Annotated in this window: 8 protein-coding genes; 6 read left to right on the top strand and 2 right to left on the bottom strand. The window is 58.4% G+C overall.

The genetic code is table 11. The features are described 5' to 3' along the window. Positions 1-122 precede the first annotated feature (122 nt). Complete coding sequence (gene crcB, locus NF685_RS08845; protein ID WP_222548136.1) at positions 123-557, top strand: fluoride efflux transporter CrcB; 435 nt, start codon at positions 123-125, stop codon at positions 555-557. Positions 558-594: 37 nt separating this feature from the next. On the opposite strand, the gene NF685_RS08840 is transcribed toward crcB, so the two are convergent. Next, positions 595-2052 (bottom strand): aminotransferase class V-fold PLP-dependent enzyme, encoded by a 1458-nt coding sequence (locus NF685_RS08840; RefSeq protein ID WP_252849365.1) that lies wholly within the window; start codon positions 2050-2052, stop codon positions 595-597. 118 nt (positions 2053-2170) lie between these two features. Between NF685_RS08840 and NF685_RS08835 the strand changes: the two genes are divergently transcribed. Continuing rightward, the gene (locus NF685_RS08835) at positions 2171-2620 is read left to right on the top strand and encodes an Lrp/AsnC family transcriptional regulator (protein WP_222548138.1); all 450 of its coding nucleotides are present in this window, start codon (positions 2171-2173) and stop codon (positions 2618-2620) included. Positions 2621-2667: 47 nt separating this feature from the next. On the opposite strand, the gene glgX is transcribed toward NF685_RS08835, so the two are convergent. Continuing rightward, complete coding sequence (gene glgX, locus NF685_RS08830; RefSeq protein ID WP_252849364.1) at positions 2668-4800, bottom strand: glycogen debranching protein GlgX; 2133 nt, start codon at positions 4798-4800, stop codon at positions 2668-2670. A gap of 199 nt (positions 4801-4999) precedes the next feature. Between glgX and glgA the strand changes: the two genes are divergently transcribed. Genes glgA through treY form a run of 4 tightly spaced genes read left to right on the top strand, consistent with a single transcriptional unit; the run spans position 5000 to position 13379 of the window. Then, a complete protein-coding gene (glgA, locus tag NF685_RS08825) occupies positions 5000-6643 on the top strand; it encodes a glycogen synthase GlgA (protein ID WP_252849363.1) in 1644 nt (547 codons plus the stop codon). 36 nt (positions 6644-6679) lie between these two features. Next, positions 6680-8911, top strand: a complete 2232-nt coding sequence (gene glgB / locus NF685_RS08820; RefSeq protein ID WP_252849362.1) for a 1,4-alpha-glucan branching protein GlgB — start codon at positions 6680-6682, stop codon at positions 8909-8911. 23 nt (positions 8912-8934) lie between these two features. After that, positions 8935-10698 carry a malto-oligosyltrehalose trehalohydrolase gene (treZ, locus tag NF685_RS08815; RefSeq protein ID WP_252849361.1) on the top strand — a complete coding sequence of 588 codons (1764 nt, stop codon included), beginning with the start codon at positions 8935-8937 and terminating at the stop codon, positions 10696-10698. Then, positions 10695-13379: a malto-oligosyltrehalose synthase gene (gene treY, locus NF685_RS08810; protein WP_252849360.1), complete on the top strand. Its 2685-nt coding sequence runs from the start codon at positions 10695-10697 to the stop codon at positions 13377-13379. The genes treZ and treY overlap by 4 nt, the downstream gene beginning before the upstream one ends. Positions 13380-13462 lie beyond the last annotated feature (83 nt).

Here is a 13462-nt window from a genome sequence, read left to right as displayed (position 1 = left end):
AAGCGCGGGCTGTCCGAAATCGACCTGCCCGGGGATTGTCCGGCCCGTCTTCGCGACTGACCCCGCGGGACCACCTGTGATAAGACGGCACAAATACCCCCTGACCGGAGTTTTCTGTTTCTATGTCTTTTATGACCTGTCTTGTTGTCATGCTCGGCGGCGCAATCGGTACGCTCGGCCGCTACCTCGTCTCGGTTGCGACGGCTCCCTATAGCCGTGCCATGCCATGGGGAACGATCCTGGCCATCAACACAGTGGGCTCGTTCGTCATCGGATTTTTCGGCACGCTCACTCTGGCACATGGTCGTTTTCCCGTTTCGGAAAACATGCGCCTGTTCGTGATGGTCGGCATCTGCGGTGGCTACACGACATTCTCGTCGTTCAGCCTGCAAACGCTCGACCTGCTACGCGCCGATGCCTGGGGGCGTGCGCTGGCCAATATCGTTCTCTCGGCCGTGCTTTGCCTCGGGGCCGTATCGCTCGGCCATCTCGCAGCCTCGAAACTCAATACGGGCGCCTTCCAGATTGCGCAGAACGAAACCGAGGAAGACGCCTGAGCCTTCGTGCAAGCGGATATCCGTCGAGTGTAGTCGCTCAGGCGGAAAGGGCCTCGAAACGGGCTGTCTGCTCATCGCAGCGATAGAAGTCGGCCATCGGATAAGGCTGTTTTGCCAGAGTAGTAACAGCGCGAATGACACGATCAGCCTTGTCATCGCTCATCAGGGCGCTGAAGTTGAGACGCGTCCAGCCTGGCTTTTCGATCTCCTGCCCTGAGAGAATGGCACGGCGCAGGATATCCGATGCCTGCGCATCGATCGAAAGCAGGCGATGGGCATAGGGCCCTGCACAGGCACAGCCCCCGCGTGCCTGAACGCCATAGCAGTCGGACAGAAGTCTGGTGAAAAGCTGCTGATGGATATAGCCGCCACGCTGCACATCGCGAATACGCATCGAGAAAATCGGCAGAGCCGGTTTGTCGCCCGAGGCCCCGATCAGCTCGATTTCAGGCACGTTTTCCCAGGCAGCCAGTGCACGCTGTCGCAGTTCGGCGTGGCGACGATCCATGTACGCCTGGCCTATCGCATCCTTGACCAGAAAGCAGAGTGCCGCGCGTATATCGCCTACCACATTGGGCGTACCGGCTTCTTCGCGATCGCATACGCGGCTGGAATAATCATGACCCCAGGGTGAGACAAAGCGCACGGTCCCGCCGCCCGGCAGGCTGGGCTTCGAAATGGCCACGGCCTCATTGCGCAGGATCATCACACCCGAAGCCCCCGGCCCACCAAGGAATTTATGCGGCGAGATCACCACGGCATCTTTCTGCTCAGGCGTTCCGCATGCCATGTCGATGGCGAGATAAGGACCGCCGCCTGCATAATCCCATACCGAGCGCGCACCGTAACGGTTGAGCAGACGCGTGACGGCATCCACATCCGTCAGGATACCTGTCACATTCGATGCAGCCGAGAACGCACCGACGACCAGACGCCCGGCCTTCTGAGTAGAAAGCACCTGTTCGAGCGCAGTCAGGTCGGGACCTCCTGCCTCGGCCTCTGCAATTTCGATCAGCTCGGCACCGCTTTCGCGCCAGGGGAGAATATTGGAATGGTGCTCATAGGGGCCGATTAGGACCAGCGGATTTTTCCCCTCTGCCACAGCCTGAGTCACCCCGGTGAGACTGACGAGACGATTGATCCCTGCCGTTGCCCCCGAGCCCGTAAAGACCACACTATACGCATCGGTGGCGCCGCAAAGTCTGGCGATATGGCTGCGTGCCGATGCGCGAAGACGCGTCATGACCCGCCCGCAATACGAGGCCTGCGTATGGCTGTTGGCATAATAAGGCAGGATCTGCGTGAGCATGAAGGCTTCGACCTGCTGGAGCGCACGCCCCGAGGCCACATAGTCGGCATAGAGAAGCGGATGGTCCCCGAACGGCCCAGGCACCGCAACACCCTCGCCGATAATCCCGGCGCCAAGCGCCTCCCTGCCCCCATCGTTTCTGAGCGACTGTGCAAAAGCGGCAAGACAGGTATCGGGATCGATCATCGGGCAGGCTCCTTGAATGGCCCGTCCGAAGATAGAGCGATCAGTCCGCGGAATCCCTACCTGTTTTCATCATGAAACAGGCTATCTTTCTATCATATGATCTGTTTTTAGTCTTTTCATGGATCATATAGACCGCGCCATTCTTCGTGCCCTCCAGGCCGATTCCTCCCTTTCGCAGCGCGATCTGGCCGAACGGGTAGGCCTTTCGCAAAATGCGTGCTGGCGCCGGCTGAACGCCCTGCGTACCAGCAATGTGATACAGGGAGAAACGGTACGCCTGTCGAAGGAAGCCGTCGGGCTGGGCGTTACGGTGTTCGTGATGGTGCGCACACGCTACCACTCGAAAGACTGGCTGAAGCAATTCCGCGAGGCTGTTCTGTCCATCCCTCACATCGTCGATTTCCATCGTCTGGCAGGGGATTACGACTACATGCTCAAGATCGTCGCCAGGGACATGAACGCTTTCGATGGCATTTATCAGACCCTGATCAGCAAGGTCGAGCTGGATACGGTGACCTCCTATCTTTCGATGGAGGCCATTGCCGACAACCGCGACATGCCTGTCTGAGTCTACCATCAAAAAGGGGGAGAGACTGTCCCCTCCCCCGTTCTGCGTCAGGCTGAGACCGGTTTGGTGATCAGCTCGAACAGAAGAACCGAACGACCGGTGACCGTATAGATCTGCTCCTGGGCGAAAAGCTCCTGCTCAAGAGCCTCACCATCGTCGGGCCGGTTGGTGTCGAGCAGCAGTTTCCATTCCTCGCCTTCGGCCTTGGGCAGGGCGAATTCGACGACATCGTGCCAGCTGTTGAGAATCAGCAGCAATGTCGCATCTGCACCGCGACGCATGATACCGCTGGGCTGGGCGCGCCCGTCGAGCATCACGCCGAAGCACTGGGCCTGCGTCCATTCCTCCTGCTGCATCTCGCCGCCCGAGGCACTGACCCAGGTCAGCTCCTTGACGTCGAGCTCGGGATTATAGGCCTCGGTCAGAAAACGTGCACGACGCAGGATCGGGAAACGGCGGCGCAGGGCAAGCAGGCGTGTCGTGAATTTGGACAGGCGCGTCCCCTCATCGCTGAGGCGCCAGTCGACCCACGAGATTTCATTGTTCTGGCAATAGGCGTTGTTGTTGCCCCCCTGTGTGCGGCCGAACTCGTCCCCCGCGACAATCATGGGCGTGCCCTGCGAGAAGATCAGCGTTGCCAGCATATTGCGACACTGACGCCAGCGTATGGTGTTGATCGCCTCGTCATCGGTCGGCCCCTCCACCCCGTAATTGCAGGAGCGGTTATCGCTGGTGCCGTCCTTGTTGTCCTCACCATTGGCTTCATTGTGCTTCTCGTTATAGGAGACGCAATCCCACAGCGTGAAACCGTCATGCGCGGTAAGGAAGTTGACGCTGGCCCAGGCCTGACGACCGGAATGGTTGAACATGTCGGGGCTGCCGAGCAGACGGGGGGCAAGCTCGTTTGCCTTGGCCTCACCACGCCAGTAATCGCGCGTCGTATCACGATACTTGTCGTTCCACTCGGCCCAGCCCGGCGGGAAATGACCGACCTGATACCCGCCGGGGCCAACGTCCCAAGGTTCGGCAATCAGTTTCAGATGGGTCAGTGTCGGGTCCTGCTGGCATATCCTGAGAAAGCCGGACTCACTGTCGAAACCGTCCAGCTCGCGGGCCAGAATGGTACCGAGATCGAACCGGAATCCATCGACTCCGATCTCGTTTGCCCAGTAACGCAAACTATCGACAACAAATTGCAGCGACGCTGTTTTTGTAAGGTTGAACGTATTACCAGTGCCCGTGTCATTAATATAGAAACGTTTGTTATCGGGCATGAGTCTGTAATAGGACGCGTTATCGAGCCCCTTGAACGACAGGGTCGGACCAAGCTCATTGCCTTCTGCGGTATGATTATAGACCACGTCCATAATCACTTCGATCCCGGCCTCGTGATAGGCAGCGACCATGCGCCGCACTTCGGTCAATGCATCGTCCTGATCGGCGGCATAACGCGTATCGGGAGCGAAAAAGCCGATCGTGTTATAGCCCCAGTAATTCGTCAGACCCTTGTCGACCAGATATTCATCCGCGACGAAGCTCTGGATCGGCAGCAGCTCGATCGTTGTGATACCGATCGATTTGAGATGATCGATCACGTGGCGATTGGCGAGCCCGGCATAGGTTCCACGCAGACGTCTCGGCACACGAGGATGGTTGAGCGTGTAGCCACGGACATGGGTCTCGTAAATCACCGTATCGGTCCACGGTGTCTTGAGCGGGCCGAGATGCTGCGCCTTGGGGTCGGTAATCACGCATTTGGGCATGAAAGCCGCGCTGTCGCGTGAATCGAAACTCAGATCCTTGTCGGCATGACCGAGCTCGTAGCCGAACAGGGCCGGATTCCACTCGATCTGGCCGAAATGTTCACGCGCATAGGGGTCGAGAAGGAGCTTGTTCGGGTTGAAACGATGCCCCTGATCGGGCTCGTAAGGTCCATGCACGCGATAGCCATAGAGCTGGCCGGGACGCAGATCGGGCACCCAGCCATGAAAGATCTGATCGGTATATTCCGGCAGTCGGATACGGTCGGTTTCCTTTTCGCCATTCTGGTCGAAAAGGCAGATTTCCACCGCCTCGGCATTAGCCGAGAAAACGGCAAAATTGACGCCCTTCCCGTCATAGACGGCGCCGCGTTCGGCGGGGCTTCCTTCTTTCAGGCGTTTTGCAAAAGAATCGCTCATAGGTTTCTTTCCATCCTGACCCGACACACCGGCATTTCCCTGTCTGCACTCGGGTTCGAGGGGCCTAACGCTGCGATGAGGAAAATGGCTGATAACATAAACGCGAGCGGATAACGATTTATGGCGCCCGGCGTTTAACAAGTATTAGCATCCTCAATGCTCTGATATTTCCACATCAAAATTTCATACGAGGCTCGCCATGCCTACAGACCAGATCGTTGCGCTTCCGACAGATCTGCAGCTGCTTTCTGTCACGGCGGAGATGTTCCCTTTCGTCAAGACAGGCGGGCTGGGCGATGTCGCTGCCTCGCTTCCCAATGCCCTGCGTCATCACGGCGTGCGCACGCGCTCCATCCTCCCGGGATACAGATCGGTCCTTGGTGCACTCACCCATAAGACCGAAGCCTATGTTTTCGAAAACATGCTCGGCTACAGGGCCATCCTCTGGGAGGGAAAAGCGCAGGGCCATCATCTCTATGCCATCGAGGTGCCCGAGCTCTACGACCGGGCGGGCGGACCCTATCTTGGCCCTGACGGGCGCGACTGGCCCGATAACGATCTTCGTTTCGCCGTGCTGTCCCGCGTGGCGGCCTGCATTGCGCAGGGCTGCCTTGCCAGCTGGCGCCCCGATGCCGTCATGACCCATGACTGGCAGGCCGGACTGGTCGCTGCCTATCTGCGTTATGACCAACTACCCGCCCCTCCGGTCGCTCATGTCATTCACAACATGGCGTTTCAGGGCCTTTTCCCACACGAGCTTCTGGCGCGTATCGGCCTGCCTGACCGCGCTTTTGCCGTCGATGGCGTCGAATTCTACGGCAAGGTGGGCTACCTCAAGGCAGCGCTGCAGATTGCCGATCGTCTCGTCACAGTCTCTCCCACCTATGCCGAAGAAATACAGACAGCAGAAAACGGCATGGGCCTTGAGGGCCTGCTGAGCTCACGCGCAGCAGATCTGCACGGCATTCTCAATGGCATCGATCTGCATGACTGGAATTCCCTGACCGATCCGTCCGTAATCTTCCCCTATGCGATAGGCGATATTGCGGGGCGTCGTGCCAACAAGCGCGTCTTTCAGGCCGAATTCGGCCTGCCACAGGACCCCAATGCCCTGCTTCTGGGTATCGTCAGCCGCCTGACACGCCAGAAAGGGGTGGATATCCTCGCCGAGATCGCACCTCGTCTTTTCCAGGCAAACATCCAGCTTGCTGTGGTGGGTGTGGGCGATGCCGAGATCATGCAGTCTTTCCGCGCTCTGCAGCTTGCCTATCCGCGCAATCTCGTCTGCCATCTCCGCTATGACGAGGTGCTTGGGCACAGGCTGCATTCCGCAGTGGACGCCTCCCTCATTCCCTCACGTTTCGAGCCCTGCGGCCTTACCCAGCTTCATGCCCTGCGTTACGGTTCCGTGCCGATTGCAGCGCGTGTGGGCGGACTGACGGATACCATCGTCGATGCCAATGCGGCGGCGATCGAGGAGGGCGTGGCCAACGGCATTCTGTTCTCCCCGACGCAGGGCGATGCCCTGTATCGGGCCATCAGACATGCCCAGAAGCTGTTCCGGCAGAAATCCACTTGGGCGCGCCTGCAGAGAAATGGCTCACTGCATGACGTTTCCTGGCACGGCAAAGCCGCCCATTATGCGCGGCTCCTGCTTGAAATGGCGGGGCGTGCCCCAACCCGTCACGCAGGAGACGGTGAGATTGCTCCCCGTCTGGGCGATCTGGGCATGCCTCTTGCCCCCAATACTGCCTTCACCAGAACGGCAAGAATGCCGCAAAGCAGGCCGCGCAACCCTGGGCTGGGACGCACCGATCTGCCACGTTTCGGCACGTCAGCCTGATTATATTCCTTCTCCTGAGGCGAGACTAAACATTCAATGACCGACACTGAACTGTCCCAGCCTCCGGCGCAGGCCATTGCGCCTCAGGAGCAGGGTGTTATCGACGAGATCGTCGAGGGCCGTGCTCATGACCCTTTTTCCTATCTTGGGCGTCATCGTCAGGGACGCGGCTCCGTTGTCCGCGTCTTCTATCCCGATGCCGTGGAAGTGCGTCTTGTCGCTGAGCGCAGGAACAAACCGCCGCTCGAGAAAAAAATGGAGCGCATCGACGAGCGCGGCATTTACAGCGCCACCATCGCCGCAACCTCGCCGCGTTACAGCCTGCGCATTCTATGGGCAGATGGATGGCAGGAAACGCACGATCCCTACAGCTTCGGCACATTGATCGGCGATCTGGACCTGTATCTCTTTGCCGAGGGCAATCATCGCGATGTCGACCGGATCATGGGCGCGCATATCTGCGAGGTCGAAGGCGTTTCGGGTGTGCGTTTCAGCGTATGGGCGCCGAATGCCCATCGCGTCTCGGTTATCGGGGATTTCAATATCTGGGACGGGCGACGTCATGCGATGCGTCTGAGGCATGGCGCCGGCATCTGGGAGCTGTTCGTTCCCGGCATAGGCTCGGGAGAGCGCTACAAATTCGAAATCATGGCACAGGGGGGCATCGTCCTTCCGGCCAAGGCAGATCCCTATGCGCGCTATGCCGAATTGCCGCCCGCAACAGCCTCCATCGTCGCGCCCCCGCTCGAACATGCGTGGCAGGATGGCGATTGGATGGCGCAGCGTGCGGAACGTCAGGCGGTCGGCGCACCGATTTCGATTTACGAACTGCATGTGCCTTCCTGGCAGCGCATCAACAGCTCTACCGGTTACATAAGCTGGAACGATCTGGGCGACAGGCTCATCCCCTATGTAACGGAACTCGGTTTTACCCATATCGAGCTGATGCCGATCACCGAATATCCTTTTTCAGGTTCCTGGGGATATCAGCCTCTAAGCATGTATGCGCCGACATCGCGTCATGGCACGCCCGCCGAGTTTGCCCGATTTGTCGATCGCTGCCATCAGGCGGGCTTAGGTGTGATCATGGACTGGGTGCCTGCGCATTTCCCTGCCGATGCCCACGGTCTCGCCCTTTTCGACGGAACGCATCTGTATGAGCATTCCGACCCGAGAGAAGGCTATCATCAGGACTGGCACACGCTGATCTATAATTTCGGCCGGACCGAAGTGCGCAATTTCCTGACAGGCAGCGCGCTCTACTGGCTGAAGAATTTTCATATCGACGGGCTGCGTGTCGATGCTGTCGCCTCCATGCTGTATCGCGACTACAGCCGCAAGGATGGAGAATGGTGCCCCAATATCTATGGCGGCCGCGAGAACCTCGAAGCTGTCAGCTTCATGCGCGAGCTTTCGGGCATCATACGCGATTATTGTCAGGATGCCGCCCTGATTGCCGAGGAATCGACAGCCTGGCCCGGCGTCACCGCGCCTCCAGAAACAGGAGGGCTCGGTTTCCGGTTCAAATGGAACATGGGGTGGATGCACGACACCCTGCACTACATGCAGGAAGATCCGCTATGGCGCCGCCACCATGGTTCGAACCTGACCTTCGGCATGGTGTATGCCTATACCGAGCACTTCATTCTGCCTCTCTCGCATGACGAGGTCGTTCACGGCAAAGGCTCGCTTCTGTCGCGCATGCCCGGCGATGACTGGCGTCGTCACGCCAATCTGCGTGCCTATTTTGCCTTGATGTGGGCCTATCCAGGCAAGAAGTTGCTTTTCATGGGCGGTGAAATGGCCCAGTGGGAGGAATGGCACAATGATCGCGAACTCGCCTGGCACAGGCTTGGCGATACGCTGGGGCGTGGTGTGCACGATACGGTGGCACTGCTGAACCGGACCTATCGTCAGGAGGTCGCCCTTCACGCCCATGACTATTATCAGGACGGGTTCCGCTGGGTCATTGCGGACGATACGGAAAACGCCGTCTTCGCCTGGCTGCGCGAAGCTCCGGAGGCTCGTCCGGTCCTGGTGGTCTGCAACATGACACCTGTCGTTCATCATGCCTATCGCATCGGCGTGCCATGGGGTGGAGAATGGGTCGAGCAGGTCAATACCGACCGTACCGAGTTCGGCGGATCGGGTGTAACGCAGAGCGCCCCGCTCTGGACGAAGCAGGAAAATGCCCATGGCATGGAACATTCTCTGGTTCTGACGCTTCCTCCTCTCGCCGTGCTGTATCTCGTTCCGAGACATAGCTGATCATCCCCCGACAGGAGGCACTGATGCATAAAGCGTATCTCTATCCGACCCGTTTCGGTGCCACCCCCCAGAGCGACGGAACCACCCGTTTCGCGCTCTGGGCGCCATCCTGTGAAACGGTCAGTCTCGAAATCGAGTCCGAAGCACCCCAGCCCATGACGCGCGAAGCGGACGGTACTTTCGTGCTCAACACGCAATGCGCTTCCAATGCGCGCTACATGTATCGTGTGCGCAAAGATCTGGCCGTTCCCGATCCGGCAAGCAAAGACCAGCCGGACGGCGTGCATGGGCCGAGCGTGGTGACGGATCCGCAAAGCTATCAATGGAAGACCACAGACTGGAACGGTCGCCCCTGGACGGAAGCCGTGATCTACGAGCTGCATGCCGGTCTGATGGGCGGCTTTGACGGGGTACGCAACAGGATCGACGAACTCAAGGCGCTCGGGATCACCGCTATCGAGATCATGCCGGTCAACAGCTTCGGCGGTACGCGTAACTGGGGCTATGACGGCGTGCTGCCTTACGCACCGACTCAGGCCTATGGCGACCCGGATTCTCTCAAGCGTCTTGTCGATACGGCTCACGCCAAAGGCATGATGGTCATTCTCGATGTGGTCTATAACCATTTCGGACCGGACGGGAATTTTCTGCACGAATACGCGGAGGATTTTTTCGATACGGAAAACAATTCCACCTGGGGCACAGGCATTGCCTTCGCCAAACCTCAGGTCGCCGATTTCTTTATCGACAATGTGCTCTACTGGCTCATGGAATTCCGCTTTGACGGCGTACGCATAGACGCTGCCTCAGCCATTACAGACCATGCGTGGTTCGGCAAGCTGCGCCAGCGCGTGAATGAGACGGTCGAACCCGGTCGTTACGTCCATCTCATTCTTGAAAACGAGAATAACGACGCAGGACTTTTGCGCGACGGCTACACTGCGCAGTGGAACGATGACGGTCATAACGTCCTGCATGTCATGCTGACTGGCGAGAAGGAGGGTTATTATGAAATGTTCGCCGATAACCCGACAGAAATCCTGGCACGTGTCCTGCATGAGGGCTTTGCCTATCAGGGTGAGGTCAATCCATATTCAGGCAAAAAGCGCGGCATGCCAAGCGGCGATCTGCCCGCAACGAAATTCATTCTTTTTCTGCAGAATCACGACCAGACCGGTAATCGCGCCCTGGGCGAAAGACTGATTTCGCTCGCCAGACCCGATGCCCTTCATGCCGTCTATGCCCTTTTGCTTCTCTCCCCGATGGTGCCCATGCTGTTCATGGGCGAGGAGTGGGGTTGCACGACACCTTTCCTGTTCTTCTGCGATTTTCACGACGAACTCGCCGATGCGGTGAGAGAGGGCAGACGCAAGGAATTTGCGAAATTCGCGTCGTTCCAGGATCCGGAAAAGCGCAAGACCATCCCTGACCCGAATGCCCTTTCGACTTTCGACCATTCCCGTCCGGATCGTGAGGAGAGGGCAACACTTGACGGCCGCATCTGGCTCGATCGCACGCATACGCTTCTTGCCCTGCGCAAGCGCTGGCTCGTGCCCAGACTGAACGATGTTCATAGCATCGGCGCCACCGTCATCGGCGACAAATCGGTGCTGGCGCGCTGGACACTCGATGATGGAACGATCCTCTCCATCGCCCTCAATCTGTCCGAGCATGAAACCTGCAAAATCGATGAGCCTGAGACATTGCTCTATAGCTCGGCAGCAAGACGCACAGTAGAAGAGCTGCCACCCGGCAGTCTTGTGGCCGGACTGGAGAAAAGCGCATGAAAAACCTTCCGCTGACCGCCACATTGCGTGTGCAGTTTCATCGCGATTTCACCTTCGATCAGGCAATTCCCCTGATCCCCTATTTCAGGGGCCTTGGCATCAGCCATCTCTATGCCTCTCCACTTCTTGCCTCCACGCCTAGCTCCATGCACGGTTACGACACCATCGATTGCCACAGGATCGATCCCGACCGCGGTGGTCTGGAGGGGCTCTGCAGGCTCGTCTCTGCGCTGCGCACAAAAGGCATGGGGCTGATTCTGGATATCGTACCCAATCATATGGGTGTCGGCCCGGATAACGGATGGTGGATGGATGTGCTGCGCAATGGCGAAACCAGCGCCTATGCCCAGCATTTCGATATCGACTGGTCACCTGCCGAACCCAGCCTCCGGCACAAGGTTCTCCTCCCGTTTCTCGGCTCGCCCCTGGTCGATCTGCTCGATGCAGGTGAACTGAAGGTCGATTTCAACAAGGCACCCCTTGATGGGACCACTCCCAACGGCCAGACTTTCCGAACAGGTCAAGGAGCCATAGCGCTCTTCTATGGTGAGCAGCGCTTCCCTCTTTCACCCGAGAGTGAGGCCGCGCTCCTGATGGATGCGGACGGCCCCGCGCCACAGACCATAGACAATGCCTTTGCCTTATCGAGCGACGGAACAGCGCTCATCGAGCGGATACACGGCCTGCTCGACCCTCATACCAAACCCGGCCGCGAGCGTTTCGAGGCGCTTCTCGATGCCCAGCATTATCGCCTCGCCTGGTGGCGCGTGGCGGGCGATCTGATCAACTGGCGCCGCTTTTTCGATGTGACATCGCTCGTCGCGTTGCGCATGGACCGTCGCGATGTTTTTGACGACGCACATAAACTCGTCTTCGACCTTTATCGTGACGGACTGATTGACGGACTTCGCGTCGATCATGTCGATGGGCTGGCACGCCCTGCCGAATACTGTACCCGCCTGCGGGCTAAGCTCGATACATTGCGTGGACAGCGCCCCGAAGCATTGCGTCAGCAGGCACCGTTCTTCATCGAGAAAATCCTGCAAAAAGGCGAGATCCTGCCGCTTGAATGGCCGGTAACAGGAACGACGGGGTATGATTACCTCGAGCAGGTCGACCTGCTCTTGCATGACCCGCAAGGGGAAGCGCCGATCACCGCATTCTGGGCCGAAATGGGCGATGCCGATTTCGAGAATGTTGAGCATGTTGCGCGACAGGAAAAGCTCGATACATCCTTTGCTGGCGATTTCGACACGCTGGTTGGGCTGCTTGCCGGTGAATTCCCGCTTCACCGCGACCTGACGCGCCATGCCCTCGCCGCTGCTCTGCGTGCGTTGCTGATCGTGTTTCCGGTTTATCGCAGCTATTTTGCAGATGGGGGCGATTCAGGGGCCGATTTCAGGGCCATCGACAAGGCCAGGCTTGCTGCACAACAGATCCTGCCGTTCTATCAGCATAACATCCTCGATCAGCTCTGCCAGTATTTTGCCGACGCTCGCATCGACACGACGATGCGTCAGGATATTCTGGAGCGCTTCGAGCATCTGACAGCGCCGCTCACAGCGAAAGCCGGAGAAGATACCGCGTTCTATCGCTATGCTCGCCTGTTATCGCGCAACGATGTCGGATGTAGCCCCGATCGCTTTGCAGCGCCGATTGCCGCATTTCATGCCATGAACCGTGAACGTCTTGCCAACCATCCTCTTGCCCTGCTGACGACCGCAACCCATGACCACAAGCGGGGCGAAGACGGACGCGCGCGCCTGATGGTTCTCAGTGAGCCTGAAGCCGCCTGGCCGCAAACCGCCCAAGGCTGGCTAGACCGCACGTCCAGTCTGCTCGAAAAGACATCGCACGGTCCCTCCCCGGTGCCTGCCGATGCCTATTTCATTTTCCAGACCCTGATCTCTTCCTGGCCACTTCAGCAAGATGAATTCAAAGACTTGCCGGAACGCCTCGATGCATACCTGACAAAAGCCCTTCGTGAAGCAGGATCGAGAACAGGCTGGAGTAATCCTGACGATGCCTATGAAAAAGCCTGTCTGGACTTCGCACGTGGCTGCCTCTCGTCACCATTCAGAGAGGAATTATCCAGTTATGTCGCGCGTATCGGTAATGCGGCCGCTCTGAACAGCCTGACTCAGACTTTGCTGCGCATGACCAGTCCGGGTGTCCCGGATCTTTATCAGGGTCGGGAATGCTGGGATTTTAGTCTTGTCGATCCCGACAACAGACGGCCCGTCGATTATGCACTGCATGAGCGACTTCTGGATGACGGTGTCTCGTTCGATAGCAGCTGTGAAGAGTGGCAGACGGGGCGCGTCAAGCAATCCCTTATCGAGACGGTTCTGGCATTGCGTCTGGACCTGCCCGGTCTGTTCGGTGCCGGGCGCTACCTGTCACTCACACCGACGGGGCCATTATCCGAGCATTTTACTATTTTCATGCGCGAGGAGGCCGGCAATGCCTGCCTCGTCATCGCCCCTCGCCTTACCCTGGCTCTTTCACCGGACGATGCCTTGCGTGTAGCGCATCAGGGGCTGACGGATACCAGACTATCACTTCAGGGCACCTGGCACAGCCTTCTGCACGACAATGTCACCCTCCCACCCGGAGACACCGGTCTTGGCTATCTGAAAGGGCGTGCCCCGATCGATATTCTATTACGCAGTAAGCAATAAGACGCGAAGATTGGCTCAACGAGCCTAACCTGCCCATGACACCCCCGCTCCATTGGACACCAAGTGTGCCAATCAGAGCGGGA

The sequence above is a fragment of the Asaia lannensis NBRC 102526 genome (assembly GCF_024054035.1).
Classification (GTDB): Bacteria; Pseudomonadota; Alphaproteobacteria; order Acetobacterales; family Acetobacteraceae; genus Asaia; species Asaia lannensis.
The sequence above is the reverse complement of the archived record's forward strand: the minus strand, read 5'-3'. Positions and strand labels throughout refer to the sequence as shown.